The sequence below is a fragment of the Streptomyces sp. NPDC007901 genome, assembly GCF_042959465.1.
GTDB lineage: Bacteria > Actinomycetota > Actinomycetes > Streptomycetales > Streptomycetaceae > Streptomyces.
The window spans coordinates 216,646-240,374 of record NZ_JBIBKW010000010.1; the positions used below are offsets into that span (position 1 = coordinate 216,646).

Genomic DNA, 23,729 nt, shown 5'->3' on the forward strand with positions numbered 1-23,729 from the left:
CCGCCGTCGTGGCTGATCGCCGTTGCGGCGGTGCTCGGTGGAGCGGCAGCGGGTTGTATGGGCCGGCGAGAGCAGCCAACCCCAGGGGCGCGGGGAACTGCGCAAACCCCCGCCGCCTCGCACCCGGTGTCAACCCGGTGTACAGCGGCCGAAGTACACGGCGACGTGCCCGTACTCCTCGGGGATGGCCGGGGGTTCACCCCACCGTCGGCATCGGATGTCGGTCCCGCCCCGTACCGTTGAAGCATGGATCTTCGACCCCCCGGCCTACGAGCCCTGCTTCGGCGGCCGCGGCGGCTACTGGCCGCCGCGGCCGCCGTCGTCGTGCTCGTCGGCGCCGGCACGTGGACGGCCGTCGCCTCCGACGGCCCGCCCCCGGTGCAGCAGACCGACAAGGTCAGGGCAGTGGACGGGGTGCGTCTCGACACCTCGTTCTTCACCACGGCCGGCACCGGCCGACGCCCCGCGGTCCTCCTAGCCCACGGCTTCGGCGGCAGCAAGGACGACATGCGCGCCGAGGCCGAGGACCTCGCCCGCGACGGCTACGCGGTCCTCACCTGGTCCGCCCGCGGCTTCGGCAGATCCACCGGGAAGATCGGCCTCAACGACCCGGAGGGCGAGGTCGCCGACGTCTCCCGGCTCATCGACTGGCTGGCGAAGCAGCCCCAGGTAGAGCTGGACAAGACCGGTGACCCGCGGGTCGGCATGGCCGGCGGCTCCTACGGCGGCGCGATCTCCCTCCTCACCGCCGCCTACGACCACCGGGTCGACGCCATCGCCCCCTCCATCACGTACTGGAACCTCGCGGACGCCCTGTTCCCCGACGGCGTCTTCAAGAAGCTCTGGGCCGGGATCTTCTTCAACACCGGCGGCGGCTGCGCCAACTTCCAGCCCGAGCTGTGCGCGATGTACAACCGGGTCGCCGAGTCGGGCAAGCCGGACGCGGCGGCCGTCAAGCTCCTCGAAGAACGGTCACCGTCGGCGGTCGGCGACCGCATCAAGGTGCCCACCCTCCTCTTCCAGGGCCAGACCGACTCCCTCTTCACGCTCTCCCAGTCGGACGCGGCGGCGAAGGCGATCAAGGCCAACGGCGCTCCCGTCGACGTCGACTGGATCGCCGGCGGCCATGACGGCGGCGACCTGGAGACCAGCCGTGTCGAGGGACGGGTGACCTCCTGGTTCGACCGGTACCTGAAGGGCGACAAGGCCACCGACACCGGCCCGGCCTTCCGGATCACCCGCACCGGAGGCGTCGACTCCACCGACGGCGCCGCCCAGCTGCGCGGCGCGACCTCGGACAGCTACCCCGGCCTGGAGAGCGACCGCAGGTCCATCACCCTGAAGGGCGGCACCCAGCGCGTCGACAACCCGGCCGGCGCCAGCCCGCCCGGCGTCTCCGCGCTGCCCGGCCTCGGCGGTGGCGGCCTCTCCCAGCTCTCCTCCCTCGGCGTCGGCATCTCCCTCGACTTCCCGGGCCAGTACGCCCGCTTCGACTCGGCACCGATGGCCGACACCGTGCAGATCACCGGCACCCCCACGGCCACCGTCCACCTCACCTCCACCAGCGACGACGCCGTGCTCTTCGGCAAGGTGTACGACGTCGGCCCGGACGGCACCCAGCAGGTGCTGCCCTCCCAGCTGGTCGCCCCGATCCGCGTCGAGGGCGCCAAGGCCGGCAAGGACGTCACGATCACCCTCCCGGCCATCGACCACGAGGTGCAGAAGGGCCACCGGCTGCGCCTGGTCCTCGCCTCCACCGACCTCGGCTACGCCTCCCCGACCGCCCCGGCCACCTACACCGTCTCCCTCAAGGGCGCCCTGAGCGTGCCGACGGCACCCCGGGTGGACACGGCCGCCGCGCCGCTGCCCGCCTGGGTGTGGTGGCTGCCGCTGGCCGGCGCGGTGGCCGCCCTGGCCCTGCTGCTCACCGGCCGGCGCCGCACCGCCGCCCCGGCCCCTGCCCCGGCGCTCGCCGAAGTCCCGCTCCAGATAACGGACCTGAGCAAGCGGTACGCGGGCTCCACCGACCGGTACGCGGTCCGGGAGCTGTCCTTCCGCGTGGAGAAGGGCCAGGTCCTCGGCCTCCTCGGCCCCAACGGCGCGGGCAAGACCACGACCCTGCGCATGCTGATGGGCCTGATCAAGCCGGACGGCGGCGAGGTCCGGGTCTTCGGCCATGCCATCCGCCCGGGCGCGCCCGTCCTCTCCCGGGTCGGCGCCTTCGTGGAGGGCGCCGGCTTCCTCCCGCACCTGTCCGGCCGGGAGAACCTGGAGCTGTACTGGCAGGCCACCGGCCGGCCGCCCGAGGACGCCCACCTGGACGAGGCGCTGCAGATCGCCGGCCTCGGCGACGCGCTGGCCCGCGCGGTCCGCACGTACTCGCAGGGCATGCGCCAGCGCCTCGCCATCGCCCAGGCCATGCTCGGCCTGCCGGACCTGCTCATCCTCGACGAACCCACCAACGGCCTCGACCCGCCGCAGATCCGCGAGATGCGCGAGGTGATGATCCGCTACGCGGCCGCCGGCCGCACGGTGATCGTCTCCAGCCATCTCCTGGCCGAGGTCGAGCAGTCCTGCACCCACCTCGTGGTGATGGACCGAGGCCGGCTCGTCCAGGCCGGTCCCGTCGCCGAGATCATCGGCTCCGGCGACACCCTTCTCGTCGGCACCGGCACCCCCGTGGAGGAGCCGGTCGTGGAGAAGGTGGCCGCGCTGCCCGGCGTGGCATCCGTGACCAGCACGGACGACGGCCTGCTCGTCCGCCTGGAGCCCGGCGCCGGCGCCCCTCGCCTGGTCGCCGAACTCGTCCGGCTCGACGTGCCGGTGGCGTCGGTCGGCCCGCACCGCCGTCTGGAAGACGCCTTCCTGACCCTGATCGGAGGTTCCGCATGAGCACGCTCATCGAGAAGTCCGCGGTCGCCTCCGGCTACCGGGCGGGCCGCACCCTGCCGCTCCGCGTAGAACTGGTCCGCCAGCTCAAGCGGCGCCGCACGCTGGTGATGGGCGGGATCCTCGCCGTACTGCCCTTCGTGCTGCTGATCGCCTTCGCGATCGGCGGCCAGCCGGGCGAGCGGAACGGCCAGGTCACCCTCCTGGACACGGCCACCTCGTCCGGCGCCAACTTCGCCGCGGTCAACCTGTTCGTGTCGGCGGGCTTCCTGCTGGTCATCCCGGTCGCCCTGTTCTGCGGGGACACGGTCGCCTCGGAGGCCAGCTGGTCCTCGCTGCGCTACCTGCTCGCCGCACCCGTGCCGAGGGCCCGCCTGCTGTGGTCCAAGCTGGTCGTCGCGCTCGGCCTCAGCCTGGCCGCGATGATCATGCTGCCGCTGGTCGCCCTCGCCGTCGGCACGGCCGCCTACGGCTGGGGTCCGCTCCAGATCCCGACCGGCGGCGCGCTCGACACCGGCACGGCGACCCAGCGCCTCGCGGTCGTGGTGACGTACATCTTCCTGTCCCAACTGGTCACCGCCGGGCTGGCGTTCTGGCTGTCCACCAAAACCGACGCACCCCTCGGCGCGGTCGGCGGCGCGGTCGGCCTGACCATCGTCGGCAACGTCCTGGACGCGGTCACCGCCCTCGGCCACTGGCGCGACTTCCTGCCCGCGCACTGGCAGTTCGCCTGGGCGGACGCCGTACAACCGCATCCCGAATGGGCCGGCATGATCCAGGGCACCTCGGTTTCCATAACGTACGCCCTGGTGCTGTTCGCCCTGGCCTTCAGGGGTTTCGCCCGCAAGGACGTGGTGTCCTAGGTCACCGGACGATCTCCCTCCGGCCTCGACACCCCTGGTCCGTGGCCTCTTCGAGATCCATCCGCAACGCATCGGGGCGCACGTTCCGGCCCCCTGCGCCGTCAGAGTCGACGACAAGTCAGGAAGTCGACTCCGACCGGCTCAGGGGGTACACGCGATGGACCGACACCGGACCCGACGGCAGGCGTGCGGGGCGCTGCTCGCCCTCACCACCGCGGGCGCACTGCTGCTGACGGGCTGCAGCGCGGACGGGGACCACACGAACGGCCCGAACCACAGCAACGTTCTCCCGGCCCCCTCTCAGGCGCGGGGCGACGGACCCACCTCTTCCGCCACCGCCCCGTCCTCCGACCACCTCTCCACCTTCGCCCTCGACGTCGACACCGCCTCCTACGGCTACGCCCGCCGCACCCTCGCCGACGGCAACCGCCCGGACCCCTCGACGATCCGCCCCGAGGAGTTCGTCAACAGCTTCCGCCAGGACTACCGCACCCCCGAGCACAACGGCTTCACGGTCACCGTCGACGGTGCCCGCACCAGCAGGCCGAACTGGTCCCTGGTCCGCGTCGGCCTCACCACCCGCCCCACAGAGGACACCGACGCCCGCCCGCCGGCCGCCCTCACCTTCGTCATCGACGTCTCCGGCTCCATGGACCAACCGGGCCGCCTCGACCTCGCCAAGAAGTCCCTGGACACGATGACCGACCGGCTGCGCGACGACGACTCGGTCGCCATCGTCACCTTCAGCGAACACGCCGAGACGGTCCTGCCGATGACCCGCCTCGGTGGCCACCGCGCCGAGATCCACGACGCGGTCGACGGCCTCGCGGCCCTCTCCTCCACCAACCTCGGCGAGGGCGTCGAGACCGGCTACGCCACCGCCGTCGAGGGCCTGCGCAGGAACGCCACCAACCGAGTCGTCCTCATCTCCGACGGCCTCGCCAACGACGGCGAGACCGACCCGAACGCCATCCTCAAGCGCATCGACGGCGACCGCCGCGAGTACGGCATCACCCTGTTCGGCGTGGGAGTGGGCAGCGACTACGGCGACGCCCTCATGGAACGCCTGGCGGACAAGGGCGACGGCCACACGGTGTACGTCGCCGACACCGCGACCGCCGCCGACGTCTTCTGCCGCCAACTCCCGCAGAACATCGATCTGGTGGCCCGGGACGCCAAGGCCCAGGTGGCCTTCGACCCGCACACGGTCGCCGAGTTCCACCTCATCGGCTACCGGGACCGCAAGGTCGCCGACAAGGACTTCCGCAACGACCACGTGGACGGCGGCGAGGTGGGCCCCGGCCACACGGTCACCGCCCTCTACGCCGTCCGCACCAACCCCGGCACGGACGGCCACCTCGCCACCGCCACGGTCCGCTGGCTCGACCCCAACACCCGCTCCCCGCACGAGAACACGGGCTCGATGGAGACCGGCGCCCTGCACGACTCGGTATGGACGGCGTCCCCGCGCTTCCAGGTAACGGCGGTGGCGGCGTACTTCGCGGACGCGCTGGCGGGCGGCGACTACGACATGCCGGGAGCACCGAGCCTGACGAAGCTCCAGTCGCGGGCGGCGACGCTGGCAAGGACGACGGAGGACAAGGACGTATCCGACTTGGCCACGGCCATTCGGGAGGCGAGTTCTTCAAGCGCCGCGAACTGAAGCGCTCCTTCAGGGGCGCGGGGCTGTATCAATATGCGGCTCCGCCGCGTGGGCGCGATCAGCCACAACGCACCCGCACCCGGCGCACGACCGCACCCCTTACGGCGAGACCCATTGACCTCCCCTTACTTCCGAGTAAGTTGACGCCCCATGAGCGTACGCAGCGACCTCAGACGAGCACGCCGGCGGACGGATCTGGCCGACCGGGGCAAGGTCGAGGTCATCAGGGACGAGGCCGGGGTCGTGCGGGAGGTGCGCCGCCCGCCCCTCGCCGCCCCGCTCGCGACCGGCTCCCTCGCCGACCTCCCGTACACCAACGCGGCCGAGGAACCCCACGCCACAGCGATCCGCCGCAGCGAGGGCACCGTCACGGCGGCCGCGTTCGCCGCCCGAGTGACCTCCGTCGCCAAGGGGTTGATCGGCGCGGGCCTGGCCGCAGGCGACCGCGTCGCCGTGATGTCCCGCACCCGCTACGAGTGGACGGTCCTGGACTTCGCCGTCTGGGCGGCCGGTGGTGTGACCGTCCCGATCTACCCCACCTCCTCCGCGGACCAGGTGGAGTGGATCGTCCGGGACTCCGGCGCCCGTCACATCGTCACCGAGACCCCGGAGAACACGGCGACCGTCACCACGGGCACCGTCGGCCACCCCGAACCCCCACGCGTCTGGGAGCTGGACGCAGGCGCACTCACCGACCTCACCACCCTCGGCCAGGACGTCCCGGACGAGGAGGTCACCAAGCGCCGTGGCACCCTCACCCCCGACACCACCGCCACGGTCTGCTACACCTCCGGCACCACCGGCCGCCCCAAGGGCTGTGTCCTCACCCACGCCAACCTGCACGCCGAGGCCGCCAACACGGTCGAGCTGCTGCACCCGGTCTTCCAGGCGGTCACCGGCCAGACCGCCTCCACCCTGCTGTTCCTCCCACTCGCCCACATCCTGGGCCGCACCCTCCAGATCGCGTGCCTGATGGGCCGTATCGAGATGGGCCACTTCCCGAGCGTGAGACCGGACGAACTCCGGCCCGCGCTGCGGGAGTTCCGGCCGACGTTCCTGGTCGGGGTGCCCTACCTCTTCGAGAAGATCCACGACACCGGACGGGCGACGGCCGAGAGGATCGGGCGCGCCGCCTCCTTCGACCGCGCCGAGCGGATCGGGGTGCGGTTCGCCGAGGCGTATCTCAGCAAGTTCCTCGGCACGGGGAAGGGACCCGGGCCGGGCCTGTACGCCGCCTGGGCGTTGTACGACCTACTGGTATACCGCCGTATCCGCAAGGAACTCGGCGGCCGGATGCGGTACGCCATCAGCGGCGGTTCACCGCTCGACCGGAATCTCAACCTGTTCTTCCACGCGGCCGGGATCGTCGTCTACGAGGGCTACGGGCTGACCGAGACCAGCGCGGCCGCCACCATCGTGCCGCCGCTGGCACCCCGCCCCGGCACGGTCGGGCAGCCCATCCCGGGGACGGCCGTCCGGATCGCCGACGACGGCGAGGTGCTGGTCAAGGGGCCGGTGGTCTTCGGGTCGTACTGGAAGAACCCGGAGGCGACCGCCGAAGTCCTCCCGGAGGACGGCTGGTTCGCGACCGGTGACCTCGGGGCGCTCGACGCGGACGGCTATCTCACCATCACCGGCCGCAAGAAGGACATCCTGGTCACCTCCGGCGGCAAGAACGTCTCCCCGGCCGTCCTGGAGGACCGGCTGCGCAGCCGCTCGCCCGTCGGCCAGTGCCTGGTGGTCGGTGACAACCGGCCGTTCGTCGCCGCGCTGATCACCCTCGACCCGGAGGCGGTCGCCCACTGGCTGTCCGTACGGAAGCTGCCCCCGGACACCCCGCTGTCCGAGCTGGTGCGCGACGACCGGATGCGTGCCGAGGTGCAGAGAGCGGTCGACTACACCAACGAGGCCGTCTCCCGCGCCGAGTCGATCCGCTCCTTCGCCCTGGTCGAGGGCGAGTTCACCGAGGACAACGGACTGCTCACCCCGTCGCTCAAGCTCAAACGGCACGCGGTGACGGCCCGCTATGCCGACGAGATCGAGGCGCTGTACCGCGGCTGACGCGGCATGTGCCGTTGCGCCGTCCGCATTCCCTGCGGTCACCCACTCGATCGGCCGAGCCTGCCTTGCGGGCTGGATCTGCTCGTGGTCATGTCTCCCCGAAAGGCGCATGAAGGACATTCAGGCGCCGTGGTCAAGGGCTCGATCGCCGTCGGCAGCGGGCCCGGCGAACTCCCGGGAGGACCATTGCCCCGCCGTATGCTCCGCTCCGCGGCCACCGTGCTGGTGGTTTCCGCACCGCTCTTCACTGCCGCGCACGCACGGGCCGCGTCGGGGGACTTTCCCTGCGCCGTCGCCATCCAGAAGATCAGCTCCTCGAAGACCAGCGGGATCAGCCTCAGCCTTTTCTGCGGTCGGACGCAGACCGTCGACGTGAGCATCGCGGCGGGCGGCGCCGAGCTCGCGAGTTTTCAGGAGACCGTCCAGGCCGGCGTCCAACGGACCGTCAACCTCACCGTGCCCAAGGTTCCGCAGGTCTGCGCCACGCTGCGGACCGGCGGTGTGAGCACCTTGGTGTGCACCCCCGACGGCAGTCGGCTGTCCGAAAAAAGTTAATAGTTCGATTAGTTACACTCGGTTGGCCGTGTCTGGAATGTGGAGATAAGTGAGGTGCATGTTATCGTCTGTGACGAGTCGGGCACGGTCCGTGAAGAGGGTCGTGTGCGTGAAGAAATCGGAGACATCATGCAGAAGCTCAAGAAGGCCGCTGCCGTGGCGGTCATGGTCGGCGGCATCGGGCTTGTCGGGGGAGGGGTCGCCAGTGCCGGTGAAGGGCACTACAGCGACCCGTACCCTGGCGGCTTCGCCGTCAACAACCTGCAGCTCGCGGACTGCCAGCAGTCGTTCGACGGCGGCGTCGCCTTCGCTCCTGTCAATGGCGCGGTCACCGGCGACCTGAACCAGAACATCGGCAACTTCTGCTCGAACACTGCCATCGGCCACTGATTTCAAGGGCGCCGTGGAGAGCCGGTCTCGTGCTGCTGCGCGAGGTCGGCTCCTCGCTGTGTGCCGAGGGTGTCGGGTTGCGGCGACCGGCTTTGCGGCCTGCCCGTCCGATGATTTATATCCGTTACGGGATTTATGGACCTACTAAAGATGCTTGATGAAGGTGTGTCTGGAATGTGGCGTTAAGTGAGGTGTGTTATCTTCTGTGACGAGTTTGGCACGGTCCGTAAGGAGGGTCGTGTGCGTGGAGAAATCGGAGACATCATGCAGAAGCTCAAGAAGGCCGCTGCCGTAGCGCTCATGGTCGGCGGCATCGGCATCGCCGGCGGTGGTATCGCCAGCGCCAATGACGGTCCGGAGGTCGCCATCGACAACCTGCAGGTTGCGCGCTGCCACCAGACGTTCGATGCCGGCACCGCCTTCGCTCCTGTCAACGGTGCGACCCTCGGCGACCTGAACCAGAACATCGGCAACTTCTGCACGAACGCCACCATCGACGACCACTGATTTCAAGGGCGCCGTGGAGAGCCGGTCTCGTGCTGCTGCGCGAGGTCGGCTTCTCGTTGTGTGCCGAGGGTGTCGGGTTGCGGCGACCGGCTTTGCGGCCTGCCCGTCCGATGTTTTATATCCGTTACGGGATTTATGGACCTACTAAAGATGCTTGATGAAGGTGTGTCTGGAATGTGGCGTTAAGTGAGGTGTGTTATCTTCTGTGACGAGTTTGGCACGGTCCGTAAGGAGGGTCGTGTGCGTGGAGAAATCGGAGACATCATGCAGAAGCTCAAGAAGGCCGCTGCCGTAGCGCTCATGGTCGGCGGCATCGGCATCGCCGGCGGTGGTATCGCCAGCGCCAATGACGGTCCGGAGGTCGCCATCGACAACCTGCAGGTTGCGCGCTGCCACCAGACGTTCGACGCCGGCACCGCCTTCGCTCCTGTCACCCTTGCGACCACCGGCGACCTGAACCAGAACATCGGCAACTTCTGCGCGAACACCGCCATCAGCGCCTACCAAGCCGTCCCCATTCAGGCCGACTGATTCAAGGGCGTCGTGGAGAGCCGGTCTCGTGCTGCTGCGCGAGGCCGGCTTCTCGTTGTGTGCCGAGGGTGTCGGGTCTCCGGTGCGCTGCCGGGGAGTGCCTCCGGTGGGTGAGGGTGGGGTGCGTGAGGCCCTCGTTCAAGTGCCCGTCGGGGGCTCTTTGCCGTGTGCGTCCTGGTGCGCCGAATGGCGGGGTCGGTGAACGGGCCGGCCGTGCCTGCTCCTCGTCCGGGTGGTGGGCCGGCTCTGTGGTCTGCCGGCCTGGTGACTTCGATAATTCATGGGCTTTATGGCGCTATTAGGTGCACTCGATCGGGTGTGTCTTGAATGCAGCCTTAAGTGAAGTGCGTGTTACCTTCTGTGGCAAGTCGGGCACGGTCCGTAAGGAGGGCTGTGTGCGTGAAGAAAGCAGAGACATCATGCAGAAGCTCAAGAAGGCCGCTGCCGTAGCGCTCATGGCCGGCGGCATCGGGCTTGTCGGTGGAGGGGTCGCCAACGCCGGCGCGGCGCACTGCAACGACCCGCGCCCCGATGGCGTCGCCATCAACAACCTGCAGCTTGCGGACTGCCGGCAGTCGTTCGACGGCGGCGTCGCCTTCGCTCCTGTCAACGGTGCGACCCTCGGCGACCTGAACCAGAACATCGGCAACGCCTGCGTGAACAGCAACCCCCACGTCGACGTCGACTGATTCGAGGGCGCTGCGGAGAGCCGGTCTCGTGCTGCTGCGCGAGGCCGGCTTCTCGTTGTGTGCCGAGGGTGTCGGGTCTCCGGTGTGCTGTGGTCCGAACGGGGGCTCGGTGAAACGGGCCGACCGTGCCTGCTCCTGGCCCGCGCGGTGACCGGCTCCGTGACCTGCCTATCCGATGAGTTATATCCGTTATGGGACTCATATATCAATTAAGGACACTCGGTCGGGCGTGTCTGGAATGTGGCGTTAGGCGAAGTGCGTGTTATCGTCTGTCACGAGTCAGGCACGGTCCGTCACGAGGGTCGTGTGTGTGAAGAAAACGGAGACATCATGCAGAAGCTCAAGAAGGCCGCTGCCGTAGCACTCATGGTCAGCGGCATCGGCATCGCCGGCAGTGGTATCGCCAGCGCCAATGACGGCCCGGAGGTCTTCATCGACAACCTGCAGGTCGCGCGCTGCCACCAGGACTTCGACGCGGGCGCCGCCTTCGCCCCTGTCAACGGCGCGACCACCGGCGACGTGCACCAGAACATCGGCAACTTCTGCTCGAACGTCAACCTGGAGCACTGATCTCGGGGCGCCGGCGGCAGTCGGGTCCCATACGCGGAACAAGGGGATGTCGAGGTAGTGAGAACTCGGCGTCCCCTTGCCGTGTCAGTTGTATCCCGCCGTCGCGGCGGTCGAGAGTCAATACACGGAGGTTTACGTGCGCAGGTTCAAGAAGGTCATGCTGGTGACCAGTGTTCTCGGTGGCGTCGGCCTTGCGTCGGCCGGTACCGCCCAGGCGGCGGAATGCGGCGACGAGCCGCCCCACACCACCGTCAAGAACGCCCAGCTTCTGGACTGTGACCAGGCGTTCCAGTCCTCTCTTGTCACCATCAACGCACCGATCACTGTCGGCGGAGACCTTACCCAGAACATCGGCAATTTCTGCACCGCGATCGCGCCGGGAAAATGATCGGCTGACGGTCCGGCGGCTGGTAGGGGAAGAGGGTCTGGGCTGTTCGCAGAGATGTACCAATGAGGTCAGCGGCCGCGCACGGCGGCCGCTGACCTTTTTTCACATCAAAGCGCCGACCGTCAATCGCAATTAACCTCAATCGTCCTATGGCGCCATGCGGATGAAAACCGGCCGCGGCTCGGCCGAAAGAGGGGTTACCGCTTGATACGGGTTTTCCCGCTGAGGCACCATCGGGTCCATCCTTCTGCTGAAGAGGGTGTGAGCCGGTCCACGCCTCGGAGGGGACATGAGCAATTCGATCATCATGCCGCGCTGTCCGGAGACGGGGAAAGCGTCGTTCCGCACCGAATCCGAGGCGAGATGCTGGCTGATCAAGCAGCCGCTGCTGGAGAGAATCCCGGACCGCATCTACCTCTGCTCGGAATGCCGCTATTGGCATTTCACCGGGTCCCACCACTGGACCAGTCAGAAAATCGGATGGCGGCGAAACTATGGCAGACGTGAGGCCGCTTCCCGGCGCCACAGCGGGCGGCGGAAGAAGAACTGACCACTCACCTGCCGCAGCCGCCCGCTTTCCTCTTCCAGCTTCTTCTTCGACCAGAAAGACGACCAGAATGCGACAGAACCTGAGCAAGGGAATGATCGTGGCCGGTTGCGCGACGACCCTCCTGTCGCTGTGGGGCATCCCGGCGCTCGCGGACTCGCGGACCGACACGGCCACGGCCGAGTCACTCGGCACCCTGTCCGGCCACAGCGCCGCCGACGTCCCGGTGGACGCTCCAGCGAAGACCGACGACGTGCCGGCCTACGGGGCGCAGGGTGCCGACCGGGGAGCCGAAGGCGGTGCCGCCGGCAGGACGAGTGACCACGGTCGCACCGGTGGTCAGCGCGACGTCGACGGTTACGGCGACGACAGCGGCTCCGGCCGCGTGGTCGGGCAGGGTGACTCGGGCGGCTCCGGGGGGAGCGCCGTGCAGGGTGACGCGGGCGGCTCCGGTCGCGTGGTCGGGCAGGGTGACTCGGGCGGCTCCGGGGGGATCGCCGGACACGGTGACTCCGGCGGCTCCGACTGGATCACCGGACTCGGCGATGTGAGCGGCTCCGACTGGATCACCGGACACGGTGTCGACAGCGGCCGGGGCGACGACGTCACCGGCGGCTACGGTGACGACGAAACTCCGCCCACGACCCCGCCCACGACTCCACACACGACTCCCCCCGCGCCGCTGCCGTCCTCGCCGCCCCGGGCGGCGACACCGCCCAAGTCGGCTCCGCACGTGCACACCCCGTCCTCCGGGCCGTCGACGGCGCCGCCCGCAGCAGGCCCCGAGCAGCCGCTGTCCCTCGCAGAGACCGGGGTCGGAAGCGAGACCATGGCCACCTCGGGCGTTGCCGCGTTCCTGATGGCGAGCGGGGTCATCTTCTATCGACGGGGCCGGGGCGCGTTCCGTCGGTAGTACTCTGCGGCAGGGGGCCGGACCTGGCACGTCCGACCCCCGAGGCCTACCGTCAGCAGCGGGCCCGCGACGGTGCTTCCGCGGTGCTCCATCCCACCTGCACGGGCGACGCGTCGCTGAGCGGTGTGCCGCGCAGGCGGCGGCGCACCCCTCGTACCAGTGCCGTGGCCGTGAACGTGGCTCCGTGGACGAAACGCATGGCGGGGCCGTACGAGGAAGCGGTCAGCAGGCCTGCCAGGAAAAGCCCCGGGTGCGAGGACTCCAGGTCCCGCCCGGCGACCGGGGAGCCGTCGGCCGCCGTCGCGAGGCCGCCGCGCAGCTCGTCGGAGAGCAGGCCGAGCCGGTCCAGGGTCGCCCGGAACCCCGTTGCGGCGATGACGTGTTCGGTCTCCAGTGTCAGCGGTCCCCCGGTCAGGCTGACCGTGTCCAGCCGCACCCCGCCCGGCACCGCACGAGCCGCGGTGATGTCCCGGTCGAGCAGCACCTCCACCGCCGGCTCCACCCGGTCTCGTACCCACCAGGCTCCCGCCGGGCCCAGCGCGGTGGCCGCGACGCGGGTGCGGACCGACTCGGGGAGGCGCCGGAAGAGGCCCGGGCGCTCGGCGTAGAACCAGTTGCGCCAGCCGCAGCCCAGGCCGCTGTGCGGCATGCGGGCCGACTGCCACCAGGGACGCTCCCAGGCAGGCGGCACATCGTTCCAGTGCAGCCGGTCGGCCCGGGCCATCACCCGTACCCGAGTGCCCTGTTGGGCGAGCAGCGCCGCGGTCTCCAGGGCCGCCTGGCCGCCGCCGATCACCGTGACGTCCCGGCCGCGGAACTGTTCGAGGTCACTGTGATGGCTGCTGTGCGAGACGAGTGAGGGATGCAGACGGCGCAGCGGAGCCGGGATCTGTGTGAAGGGCATGACACCGACCGCCAGCGCCACCGTTCTCGCGTGCAGCACCTCGCCGTCCTCGGTGACCGCCTCGAACCCGGCCGGATGGGTCGCCACCCGGCTCACCATGCGCTCGTCCACCGGGGGGACGGCGTTGGACGCGAACCACAGACCGTATGCGGCGAACGTCGTCACCGGGATCGGCTCGGCGTGACGAGCCGTCATCCCCTGTGTGGCGCAGTACGCGTCCAGCCGCCAGCGGCCCTCGGGATCCGTGAGGTTGGAGGCCCACGGCTCGGACTTCAGGAACATACCGGGTGGCATGTGGTCCCGCCAGGAGGCCATCGGCCGTCCCAGCACGCGCAGGTTCAGCCCGGCGGCCGCCGCGTGGGACGCGATGGACAGGCCGTACGGGCCGGCGCCCACCACCAGAAGGTCGTACATCAGGAGCTGCTCGCTTTCTCGTCGTCGGTCGAAGTCGATGTGGCTCTCTGAGGGGTCAGGCGCACCGGAGCGGGCGCCGGCGCGGCAGCGCCCAGTCGCTGATGCAGTCTGCGTGGCACATGACGGCACCACAGCGCCCACATCGCGCGGCCGGGTGCGGAGTCGTCCCGGGCGTGCCAGGCCAGTTCACGCCCACCCGGGGCCGGCTGCAGCGCGGCGAGCGGCGCGTAGTTCTCCACCACGAAGACCCGCCCCGCCCTCGGTGCGCCCTCCGGCAGCGGACGGTGTGTCAGGTCGAGGTGCAGGGCTCGTACGACGTCCAGGCCGGCGGTGTCGGAGAACAGCCGGAACTGGGCACCGGGACGTGGGTTGAAGTCCAGCAGGTGGTAGCGTCCGGTCGCGCCGCACTGCCGGAAGTCCATGTCGAGGACGCCGCGGTAGCCCAGTTCGGAAGTGAACCGCTCGGCCAGCGCCCGTACCTCCGTGTTGGGGGCCCAGGAACCGACCGCGGTCAGCCCGGCCCCGCGCGGCCAGGCCCGCTGTTTGCATCCGACTCCGCCCGCGCGGACGATGCCGAAGCGGTCGGCGTACCCGTGGAAGAACCAGTCGCGGCCCGGCCCCGGTGGCAGACGCTGCTGCAACAGGAGCGGGCTGCCCGCCTCATCGGTGCGTGCATACAGCTCCCGCGCCTGCTGAGTGGATGTCACCACCGTCGTGCTGCGCAGTCCGCCGCCGGCCGGCAGCAGCCAGGGCCGGCTCCATTTCGCGACCGCCGGCAGACCCAGTCGACGGACGGCGCCGACGGCCTGCGCCGGACTGTCCGGGACCAGGGTCACCGGATGCGGAACGCCCACGGACGCACACAGGGCGGCCAGTTCCGCCTTGTCGGCGACGCGTTCGGGCAGCACACCGGAAGCGGCCGGCAGCAGATAGAAGGGCGCCAGCGCCTCGCCCATGCGACCCACGGCGATCGCGCTCGCGTCGTCCATGGGGATCAGGACGGCGGGATGCGCGATCCGGGCGGCCACCCGACACAGCACGTCGGCGATCTCGCGGGGGGAGGCCCCGAACGGTGGCGGAGGATGCATCCGGTGCACGAAACGCGAGCGGGATACGGGACTTCCCGCGGAATCGGCGACCACATGTACTTCCACACCGGCTCTGCCGAGTGAGCGCACGGCCCCCAGCGTTCCGTGGTGAAAGGGATTCCGGTCCACGCGCAGCACAACTGCGGGGACGCGGATGTCGAGAAATGACACGGGCTTTGTTCCTTCGCGTCGGTTGACCCGTTCGGGCGAGCAAGGCACTCGAAAGCCATGGGGCGGTGGCGTTTCTTCATTTCATGTGACTGACTTCATATGACAGGGCGTCAACAATGCGGATGGACAGGGCGCAGACAATGCGGCAGTGGAGAGGAACAGGAATGGCCCCACAGCAGAGCCGGGTCCGGACGGGGCGGCTGGCAGTCGTGGCCGCGACAGTCGTCGCCTCGGTCGCGCTGGCGTCCGGCACCAGCCTCGCGGCGGGGACGGTGCGCCCGGCCGGCAGCCCCGTTCCGGCCCCGGTCACGACGCCGCCCGCGGTGACCGCGCCGTCCGCGCAGCCCGCATCGGTGGCGCCGGCCGTGCCCGTGACCACGCCGGTCCCGTCCGTCCCCGAGCCGCAGAAGCCAGTCCCGTCCAGGCCCGCCACCGCGACGAAGCCGACCGCCGCGACGAAGCCGACCACCGCGACGATGCCGACGACCGCGACGAAGCCGACCACCGAAACGAAGCCGACCGCCGCGACGAAGCCGACGACCGAAACGAAGCCGACGCCCCGGGAGGAGACTCCCGCGTACGGTGCCTTCCTCGGTTCCGGTTCCCTGGGGATGGCTCGCATCGAGTCCTTCAGCCGCTGGCTGGGCGGTGCCGACGTGCGCGTCGGCCACACGTATCTGCCGGGCAACCACTGGCAGGACATCGAGGGCGATCCCCGCTTCCTCGACACGTGGGCGCGTTGGCGCAGGGAGAAGGACGACCGGATGCTCGTCCTCAACGTGCCCCTGCAGGAACGCAATGAGGAGGGCCTCTCCGACACCACCGTCCGGGCGCTGTTGCGGCAGGGCGCGGCCGGAGAGTTCGATCAGCACTTCCGTGTCCTCGCCGAGCGGCTGGTCGCCGCGAAGGTGCCGGACACGGTCCTGGTGCTGGGGTGGGAGATGAACGGCACGACGTACACCCACCGCTGCGGGCCGGATCCGGAGGCCTGGAAAAAGTACTGGAAAAGAATCGTCACCGTCATGCGTTCGGTGCCGGGCCAGAGGTTCCGGTTCGACTTCGCACCGAGCCGCGGTCTGGACGCCGTCGCCTGGACCCGGTGTTATCCGGGGGACGACACGGTCGACATCATCGGAATGGACGCGTACGACCAGCCGCGCGGCCTGTCGTTCGACGAGCAGGTGAAGGAGCCCTACGGACTGCAGGCACAGGTGGATTTCGCGAAAGCTCACGGCAAGCCCATTTCCTATCCTGAGTGGGGTCTTTTCCGAAACGGCGACAACCCCGTGTACATGCGGCGCATGCTCGAGTGGATGGACCAGCACAAGCCGCTGTACAACACGCTGACCGACTACTGCCCGCACGGTGTCTGGGAGTGCACCTCCCACTCCCTCTCGTCTCTGGTCTACCGGTCGTTCCTCTTCTCTTCGGCGAGCCGGCCCATCGCGTCGGCCGCATCCACGGCATCCGTCCCGCGGCCGGCCGCGACTGGTTGCCCGCCGTCGGCCCTCGGCGACTGGCTCCGGCACTCGCTCGGCGTGCTGCCGTGGCTGCGCCCCGAGTCGTGGTTGTGCGCCCGGTGACGGCCCGTGTCGGCGGCGGGCGCCGGGGCCGGTCCGCCGTCACCGGCACGCGCGGTCAGGCGGCGCAGCACCTCCTTGCCGCGCCGGCGCGCGACCACGTCCCAGGCGACCGCCGACATCAGCGGAGCGGTGGGCCGCCGGGCCAGAAGCAGCCGATGGTTGGGGACCGCCCGTGGCCGCCAGTGGTGCTTGTACGGCTCGTCGCCCCGCAGGAGGCTCAGCGTGGCCGGGCCGTCCGCACGCATGTGCCGGGTGCACGCGTCGAGCAGCATGACCGCCACGTCCGCCTTGCGTTCCCGCAGGCGCGGATGGGCGCCGTACAGGTAGGCACCGGCGAGCCGCCGCGACAGCAGGGTCAGATCCACGGCCACCACGTCGTCGTCGATCCGGAACTCGGTGACCATCGCGCTTCCCGAGCGCACCATCGGCCCCACCGACCGCACCAGGTGTTCGCAGAACCGGCTGCGCAGATGCTCCGGCGTCACCTTTCGTTCCTGCCACTGGAGCCGGTGCAGCTCCAGCAGTCTGCGCAGCGCCGCGTCCACCTCGTCCGGCCGTACGACGTGTCGCTCCACGCCGAGCGTCTGGAGCCTGCGGAGCTTGGCCCGGACCCGCTGGGCCTTGCCCGAGGGCAGCCGGGAGAGCAGTTCGTCCATGGGCAGGGCGGGCAGTTCCAGGCACAGGGAATCCTGCATGCGCAGCCTGGGGCCGCCCCAACGGTCGTACACCTGCTCGACAGCGCTGCCTGGGCGTACTTCGCGGAAGTCGATCAGCGCGGTGCGGGCAGCGGCCGACAGGCCGTCCGCGAGGGCGGCGGTCGCACGGTCGGCGCGCTCGTCGTCGATCAGTACGTCCGCGTGGTCGGAGATGCTGCCGCCCAGAGGGATCAGCACCGGCAGCGGGCGGCGCCGGAGCATCAGGGGAGCGGCGGCGACCAGGTCGCCGCCCTCCCGTACCAGGAGCAGCCGGAGCCGGCCTTCCCGGCCGTAGGACAGCCACCACGAGTGCAGCCAGGCGTGGCTCTGGAACGGGGTCGCCGTGCCGCACCGCGCGTACAGCCGTTCCCAGTCCGTTGCCAGTTCGGCGAAGGCGGACCCTTCGGTCACGAGTTCGGTGGAGAACGCGGGCCTCACCGGGTGCTCCGTTCGCACTCCGGATGCCGGCGGTGTGTGCTGCGTGGGAACCGATCCTGCACAGTTACCTCCGTTGCGAGGAATCCGGGTTGGTGCCAACCCGGCGCGTGTCGGTCGCATACCCGATCGACCCAAGCGGTGTCAGTGGGCGTCGGCGGCGACGGCCGGCCCCGGAACGAGCGCCGTGGGCACAGCATCCTCCTTGGACCTCCGGGGCCGCGCGAGCAGGAACAGGCCGCCGAGCAGCCCGCCCGCGCTCGCGCCGACGGCACCGGTCACCACCGGCGACGCGGACGTCGGCAGAGTCGGCCGCACCGCCGGGGAGAACTCGAGGAGCTGGATGTGGGTGCTGTCCTTGGTGCCGTTCGCGTGCCGGACCAGCGCACGGGTGACCCCGTTGGCCATGCCGGAGGCGAGGCGGGGCCGCGAAGAGGTCGCCGAGACCGCGACCACCGGCGCGTCCGGAGAGGCCGCCGTCCGCACACTCCGCTGCAGTGTCCGGACCGGCACGCGCGCCTCTGCCTGGGCGTCCAGGAGGACCGCGAGCTGGGTGGCGGCTCGGCCGTATGCCTGGGCGAAGCCGAGCGCGGTGCCCGGGTCGGAGCGGTCGGTCGGGACGACGACCACGTAGCTGGTGGCCGTGTACACGGGGCCCCGGTACACGGCGTAGCCACCGCCCAGCGCACCGCCCGCGAGGGTGCAGCCCGCGAACATCGACCAGGCCAGCAGGACCCGGCGGGCCGAGTGGCTCAGCCACCTGCGCCGCGTGCGGTTGTTGTCGGTCATGGCGAAGTGACTCCCTGAGGTGAGGGGGACGACGAACTGGACACCGCCGCCGCGTACACGTCCATGAGCCGGGCGGCACTACGGGCGATGCTGTAGCGGCGGGCGGCGTCCGGGGCCGTTCGAGTGCCGGGGCCGGCCGCGCGGATCTCGGCGACTGCATGTGCATACGCCTCGGGGCCGCCGCGGACCCGCCGGGCAGCGGGGGCGGCCTGCGGGGGCAGGTCCTCGATCGCCGGACAGGAGGCGTAGACCACGGGCAGTCCGCATCCGAGGGCTTCCACGACGGCCAGTCCGAAGGACTCGTCCGGCGACGGCGACGCGAGCAGATCCATCGCGCAGGTGAGGGCGGGCAGGTCGAGGCCGCTGGAATCGTCGGACAGGTAGGGGCGCTCGCCGGCGAAGACGACGCGGCCGGCCACGCCGGCTTCGTGGGCCGTGCGGCGCAGGACGCTCTCCTGCGGGCCGCCGCCGACCAGCAACAGCCAGTGATCGTCGGGAAGCCGGGAGATCGCCCGGACCAGGACGTCGAAGTGCTTGCCCTCAGCGAGTCGGCCGATACAGCCGACGACGTACGCCTCATCCGGCAGGCCCAGATGCCGGCGGGCGCGGTGACGTCGTACCGGGTCGAAGCGGAAGCGGGCCAGGTCGATGCCGTTCGGGACGACCTCGATGCGTGGGGCGGGCACTCCCCAGCGCCGGAGACGGTCGGCGACCGTGGGAGAGACGGCGACCGTGGTGGAGCCGAGCCGCTCGGCGGCCAGGTACAGCGCTCGGACGCCCGCGGTCAGCCTTCGGCCCTCCATCTGGGAGTCGCCGAGGGAGTGTTCCGTCGCCACGACGGCTCTGACACCGGCGAGCCGGGCGGCCGGCCGGCCGTAGACGCAGGCGCGGTACAGATGGGTGTGCACCAGGTCGTAGCCGCCCGCGCGGATCAGGCGGACCAGCCGCGGAAGCGCGGAGAGGTCGCGGTTGCCGCGCATGCCGAGGTGGTGCACGCGGATACCGTCGGAGACCAGCCCGGTGGCGACGGCACCCGGATTGGTGAGGGCCACCACCTCGCCCTCCACGGGAAGATGCCGCAGCAGCAGGCGGAGTTGCTGTTCGGCGCCGCCGATGCCGAGGCCGGTGATGATGTGCAGCACCCTCATGTCAGACACCCCCCACCGGACGCCGACGCAGCCGGTGGAGCCGGTACTTGAGGTGGAGCCGCCAGGAGGTGTCGTTCTGGCCGACGTGCAGGCGGGGCAGGGCGTGCCGGCCGGACAGCGGACCGGGATCGATGGCGCAGGCGTAGGCGTAGCCCGCGTCGCGAACGGCGGAGACCACGCGCCGGTCGACCGTGCCGTACGGGTAGCAGAAGCCGTCGACCGGGGCGCCGGTCAGCTCCTCCAGCAGCTCCCTGCTGTGGGCGGCCTCGGCTCCGAGGGTGATGTCGTCGACCCGGGTGAGATCGACGTGTGTCAGCCCGTGCGAGCCGATCTCCACCCCCGCGGCGGCCGCGTGCCGGACGCCTTCCGCGGTGAGCAGCGCCTTGCGCGGGCCGAGCGGATCCCAGGAGTTGACGCCGCCGAACCGCCCGGGCAGCACGAAGAGGGTGGCACCGCAGTTCCAACGGCGCAGCACCGGAAGGGCGTGGGTGAGGAAGTCGGCGTATCCGTCGTCGAAAGTGAGAGCGACCAGGCCGCGCCCCTCGCCTCGGGCACGGGCGGAGAACAGCTCGCGCAGGGGCACGCCGCGCAGTCCGCGTCGGTGCAGCCAGGCCAGCTGCTGCTCCAGCCGCTCGGGGGTGACGGTGATGCGGTACGGGTCGTCCGAGCAGTCGCCGACTGAGTGGTACATCGCCACCCAGGGCACCGTGCCGGCGCGCACCGCCGGGCGACTGCTGATGCCGGCGGAGTCAGTTGGAGCGGCCATGAGTCAGCCTTCGTGTGACGGTGTGTGCGGACTGGAGTACGGCCGTGCAGCCCTGGGCGCCCAGGGCCCGGCCGAGGAGGACGAAGACGGCGGTCACGGTCAGGCTCCCGGCCGCGAGGCTCGCCACAGGGGAGCCCGGCCCGCGCGCGGCGAGCGTTCCCGCCAGCGTCGCGACCGCGGCCGCCAGGGCGGGCCTGCTCAGCTCGGCCAGTACCTGCCGGACACGGATCGGGACTCCGCGGGCGCCGCTGTGCGGCATGACTCCTCCTTGGGGTGCCGGTGCCGGTGCCGGTGCCGGGATCGCGACCGTGCCCGGGGCGTGGGGTCGCTCACCGCTTCCGGCGTCCTCAGCACCGCAGGAGGGCCCGGCGTTTCGGACCTCGGCTGAGGCGTTCGGCTCACCCGCGAAACCGACGAGCAGCAGCGCTGCCGTGACGGTGATGCCGACCGCGTTGGCGGCGGCGATCCCCGACACGCCCCAGGAGCCCACGGTCCCCACACCGATCCAGGTGGTGGTGACGATGCCCGCGGCCATGGTGAAGAACGGGTACCAGGTGGCCCGTCCGGTCGAGAAATAGGAGCGGATCAGGACTCCCACCAGGGTCTGGCCGAGCAGACCGAGGGCGTACACCCGTAGCACGCCCGCCGTAGCGGCCGTGTCCTGCGCGGTGAACGCGCCCCGCTGGAAAAGGAGTTGAATGATCTGTGGGGCACAGGCGATCACTCCGGCGGTGCCGAGGAGTACCAGGCAGGAGGCCAGGGCGAGGTCCCGCTCCACCCGGTCCCGGGCCCGTTCGAGGGCGCCGTCGGCGATGGCCCGCGCCACCAGCGGGAAGGTGACGGTGCACAGCATCAGGGACAGCGTCATGGGGATCTGGGCAATCTTCTGCGCGTAGTTGAGGTGCGAGATGGCCCCGGCGGGCAGCGTGGAGGCGAGGAAGCGTTCGATCAGGACCTGGGACTGACGGCACAGCGCGAACAGGAGAACCGTGGCGACCAGGGCGAGGCTCATCGGCCGTTCCTCGGCCGGGGCACCGACGGCGGCCCGGGGGCGTCTGCGCAACTGCCGCCACAGGGAGGGAAGCTGCACCATCGCCATCAGGCAGCCGCCCACCGCGACTCCGGCCGCCGCGGATCGCACGCCCCAGCCCGGGCCGAGCAGCAGCATCGAGGCGATGATGCCGCCGTTGTAGACGACGTAGATGGTCGCGGGCGGCAGGAAGCGCCGGTGCGCCCGTAGGGCCGCGCTGCAGTACCCGGCCAGGCCGAAGGTCAGTGCGCAGGTCGCCGTCAGCCGGGTGCAGTCGACGGCGAGGCGGGGGTCGGGCAGGCCGGGGGCCAGCACCTCGACCAGGTAGGGGGCTCCGCCGGCGATCAACGCGGACACGGCGACGAAGCCGAGGGACAGGCGGGGCAGGGTGGTGGCGACCAGGCTGCGGACCGGATCCCCCGGAGCTCCTTGCGTGCGCCGTGCCAGCGCCATGCTGAATGCCGGGATCAGCACGAAGGCCAGTCCGTCCTCGATGAGCAGTGTGGCGGCGAACTCCGGCACGGTCCACGCGATCAGGAAGGCGTCTGTCTCACTGCCCGCCCCGAACAGGCGGGCCAGCGCCTGGTCGCGCACCAGTCCGAGCAGTGCCCCGAGGATCGAGAGTGACGCGGTGATGAGCGTCGCCTTGGCGAGAAAGTCACCGGTGACCGCGGCGGGTTCGGTATGTTCCCCGGCCCGCGCGACGGCCGGCGCCGAGGGTCCGGCCGTACCCTCGCAGGGAGCGTCGGCAGCACGCCGGGTGCGCGGAGTCGTCATCGGCATAGCCCGACGGCCTCCTTCGCCGTCCCCGGCATCGCGACCGGTGCCCCGGCCTCAGCCTCGTCGGTCCCGCCCAGTGCGCACCACGCCACCAGCCCGAAGACCACGGAGGTCACCACCGTGGAGTGTCCACCGATGTCGCTGTAGGCGAAGTCGGTCAGCTGCCACACCAGCAGTCCGCAGGCGACGAGCGCGCAGTCCATGCCGTGTCGCGGCGTGGTCCGCGTCCGCCGCAGGCGGCGCAGCGCGCACACCAGCAGGGCCAGCCAGCTTCCGACGAGACAGAGCAGCCCGATCAGACCCTGCTCACCGAGGACCAGCAGATACATGTTGTGCGGTGACAACAGCGGCTGCCTCAGGTACGCGGAGCCCGCGCCCTCGGTGTCGCTGGCCGACGACAGCGCCACCGAGGCGTAGCCGTCCCGGTACTCGGGGAAGCCCTTCAGCCCGACGCCGGCCACCGGACGTTCGCGCCACATGGCGGTCGAGGCCGACCACATCGCGTACCGGTCGGCGACGGACTGGTCGGGGGCGTCGGCGACCTGCGTGATGCTGTCGATCCGTTCCTGCAGCATCTGGGTGCCGACCCCCAGGCCGCCCACCAGGACCACGCACGCCGCAGCCGTGGCCGCGGCGACCTTGAGCGCGCGCCGCAGTCCGGCCAGCACCAGCTGCAGCGCGCAGGCCACGGCCGTCGCGATCCACGCACCCCGGCTGAAGGACAGTGCGAGCGGCGGCAGCAGCGCCAGCGCGCACCCGGCGGCACCGGCCCGCTGCCGTACGGAGGAGTGCCCGAGCGCGAGACCGACCGCGCACACCATGCCGACGGCGACCACCGTCGCCATGCCCATCACGTCCTGCGGCCCGAACGTGCCCACGGCCCGGATGTGCTCGCCCCGGTAGGAGGCACCGGACCCGGTGACGTACTGGTGCACGCCGACGGCGCCCTGCCACAGCGCGAGTCCCACGAACGACCAGGCCAGCAGCCGGATGTCCGCCCGGCCCCGGACCAGCATGAGCACGGCCGCCGGCACCAGGACGAAGAGCTGCAGATAGCGGGCCAGGCCGATGATCCCGCCTTCGGCCGAGGGCGCCCCCAGCGCGGCGACCGTGACCCCGACGACCGGCAGGCCCAGCACCACCGCGGCAGTACGCGACAGGGGGCGCCGCCGGTCCCGTACGAGACGGAACACGCAGACCAGCACGACCAGCCCGCACGCCACATCGGCCGGCCCCGGGCCGTCCGCGCCGGCCGAGGAGGGCGGCAGTGCCAGCAGGCCGAGCACGGCGACCGCGGGCAGTACCGGCGGCAGCGCGGCGATACGACGGGACGGCAGGGCCGGAACATGACTCACGGCGG

21 protein-coding genes and 1 pseudogene are annotated in these 23,729 nt (G+C 70.7%); 14 read left to right on the forward strand and 8 right to left on the reverse strand.

Translation table 11 applies throughout. The annotated features are described in order from the left end of the window. Positions 1-246 precede the first annotated feature (246 nt). The 13 genes from ACFZDK_RS30675 to ACFZDK_RS30735 all read left to right on the forward strand — a co-directional run bounded on the left by ACFZDK_RS30675 (position 247) and on the right by ACFZDK_RS30735 (position 12,566). Positions 247-2,892, forward strand: a complete 2,646-nt coding sequence (locus ACFZDK_RS30675; protein WP_390977166.1) for a CocE/NonD family hydrolase — start codon at positions 247-249, stop codon at positions 2,890-2,892. After that, positions 2,889-3,752: an ABC transporter permease gene (locus ACFZDK_RS30680; protein ID WP_390977167.1), complete on the forward strand. Its 864-nt coding sequence runs from the start codon at positions 2,889-2,891 to the stop codon at positions 3,750-3,752. The genes ACFZDK_RS30675 and ACFZDK_RS30680 overlap by 4 nt, the downstream gene beginning before the upstream one ends. A gap of 157 nt (positions 3,753-3,909) precedes the next feature. After that, the gene (locus ACFZDK_RS30685) at positions 3,910-5,415 is read left to right on the forward strand and encodes a von Willebrand factor type A domain-containing protein (RefSeq protein WP_390977168.1); all 1,506 of its coding nucleotides are present in this window, start codon (positions 3,910-3,912) and stop codon (positions 5,413-5,415) included. 150 nt (positions 5,416-5,565) lie between these two features. After that, complete coding sequence (locus ACFZDK_RS30690; protein ID WP_390977169.1) at positions 5,566-7,476, forward strand: AMP-binding protein; 1,911 nt, start codon at positions 5,566-5,568, stop codon at positions 7,474-7,476. A gap of 198 nt (positions 7,477-7,674) precedes the next feature. Then, positions 7,675-8,031 (forward strand): hypothetical protein, encoded by a 357-nt coding sequence (locus ACFZDK_RS30695; protein WP_390977170.1) that lies wholly within the window; start codon positions 7,675-7,677, stop codon positions 8,029-8,031. Positions 8,032-8,136: 105 nt separating this feature from the next. Further along, entirely contained in the window at positions 8,137-8,421 is a 285-nt protein-coding gene (locus tag ACFZDK_RS30700) for a hypothetical protein (protein WP_390977171.1), read from the forward strand. A gap of 264 nt (positions 8,422-8,685) precedes the next feature. Beyond that, the gene (locus ACFZDK_RS30705; protein WP_390977172.1) at positions 8,686-8,928 is read left to right on the forward strand and encodes a hypothetical protein; all 243 of its coding nucleotides are present in this window, start codon (positions 8,686-8,688) and stop codon (positions 8,926-8,928) included. Between the two features lie 240 nt (positions 8,929-9,168). Further along, on the forward strand, positions 9,169-9,459 hold the full coding sequence (locus ACFZDK_RS30710; RefSeq protein ID WP_390977173.1) for a hypothetical protein: 291 nt from the start codon (positions 9,169-9,171) through the stop codon (positions 9,457-9,459). Between the two features lie 395 nt (positions 9,460-9,854). Then, positions 9,855-10,148, forward strand: a complete 294-nt coding sequence (locus ACFZDK_RS30715; RefSeq protein WP_390977174.1) for a hypothetical protein — start codon at positions 9,855-9,857, stop codon at positions 10,146-10,148. A gap of 330 nt (positions 10,149-10,478) precedes the next feature. Further along, positions 10,479-10,718 (forward strand): hypothetical protein, encoded by a 240-nt coding sequence (locus ACFZDK_RS30720; RefSeq protein WP_390977175.1) that lies wholly within the window; start codon positions 10,479-10,481, stop codon positions 10,716-10,718. 136 nt (positions 10,719-10,854) lie between these two features. Then, positions 10,855-11,106, forward strand: a complete 252-nt coding sequence (locus tag ACFZDK_RS30725) for a hypothetical protein (protein ID WP_390977176.1) — start codon at positions 10,855-10,857, stop codon at positions 11,104-11,106. A gap of 289 nt (positions 11,107-11,395) precedes the next feature. Continuing rightward, a complete protein-coding gene (locus ACFZDK_RS30730) occupies positions 11,396-11,656 on the forward strand; it encodes a hypothetical protein (RefSeq protein ID WP_390977177.1) in 261 nt (86 codons plus the stop codon). A 67-nt stretch (positions 11,657-11,723) separates the two neighbouring features. After that, positions 11,724-12,566, forward strand: coding sequence for a hypothetical protein (locus ACFZDK_RS30735; protein WP_390977178.1), 843 nt, complete (start codon positions 11,724-11,726; stop codon positions 12,564-12,566). Positions 12,567-12,618: 52 nt separating this feature from the next. On the opposite strand, the gene ACFZDK_RS30740 is transcribed toward ACFZDK_RS30735, so the two are convergent. Both ACFZDK_RS30740 and ACFZDK_RS30745 read right to left on the reverse strand, forming a co-directional pair. Continuing rightward, entirely contained in the window at positions 12,619-13,884 is a 1,266-nt protein-coding gene (locus tag ACFZDK_RS30740; RefSeq protein WP_390977179.1) for an NAD(P)-binding domain-containing protein, read from the reverse strand. Continuing rightward, on the reverse strand, positions 13,884-15,143 hold the full coding sequence (locus ACFZDK_RS30745; RefSeq protein ID WP_390977180.1) for an ATP-grasp domain-containing protein: 1,260 nt from the start codon (positions 15,141-15,143) through the stop codon (positions 13,884-13,886). Before ACFZDK_RS30745 ends, ACFZDK_RS30740 begins: the two co-directional genes overlap by 1 nt. 164 nt (positions 15,144-15,307) lie before the next feature. Between ACFZDK_RS30745 and ACFZDK_RS30750 the strand changes: the two genes are divergently transcribed. Next, on the forward strand, positions 15,308-16,726 hold the full coding sequence (locus ACFZDK_RS30750; RefSeq protein WP_390977181.1) for a glycosyl hydrolase: 1,419 nt from the start codon (positions 15,308-15,310) through the stop codon (positions 16,724-16,726). Between the two features lie 32 nt (positions 16,727-16,758). Here ACFZDK_RS30750 and ACFZDK_RS30755 read toward each other — a convergent pair. From ACFZDK_RS30755 to ACFZDK_RS30780, 6 genes and pseudogenes are all read right to left on the reverse strand, one after another. Further along, a pseudogene (locus ACFZDK_RS30755) lies at positions 16,759-17,859 on the reverse strand (GNAT family N-acetyltransferase); the annotation flags it as partial. Positions 17,860-18,000: 141 nt separating this feature from the next. Further along, the gene (locus ACFZDK_RS30760; protein ID WP_390977182.1) at positions 18,001-18,645 is read right to left on the reverse strand and encodes a lipopolysaccharide biosynthesis protein; all 645 of its coding nucleotides are present in this window, start codon (positions 18,643-18,645) and stop codon (positions 18,001-18,003) included. Then, positions 18,642-19,793, reverse strand: coding sequence for a glycosyltransferase (locus tag ACFZDK_RS30765; RefSeq protein ID WP_390977183.1), 1,152 nt, complete (start codon positions 19,791-19,793; stop codon positions 18,642-18,644). Before ACFZDK_RS30765 ends, ACFZDK_RS30760 begins: the two co-directional genes overlap by 4 nt. 1 nt (position 19,794) lies before the next feature. Further along, complete coding sequence (locus ACFZDK_RS30770; RefSeq protein ID WP_390977184.1) at positions 19,795-20,559, reverse strand: polysaccharide deacetylase family protein; 765 nt, start codon at positions 20,557-20,559, stop codon at positions 19,795-19,797. Then, on the reverse strand, positions 20,543-22,366 hold the full coding sequence (gene murJ / locus ACFZDK_RS30775) for a lipid II flippase MurJ (RefSeq protein ID WP_390977314.1): 1,824 nt from the start codon (positions 22,364-22,366) through the stop codon (positions 20,543-20,545). The genes ACFZDK_RS30770 and murJ overlap by 17 nt, the downstream gene beginning before the upstream one ends. After that, on the reverse strand, positions 22,363-23,724 hold the full coding sequence (locus ACFZDK_RS30780) for an O-antigen ligase family protein (protein ID WP_390977185.1): 1,362 nt from the start codon (positions 23,722-23,724) through the stop codon (positions 22,363-22,365). The genes murJ and ACFZDK_RS30780 overlap by 4 nt, the downstream gene beginning before the upstream one ends. Positions 23,725-23,729: the final 5 nt, after the last annotated feature.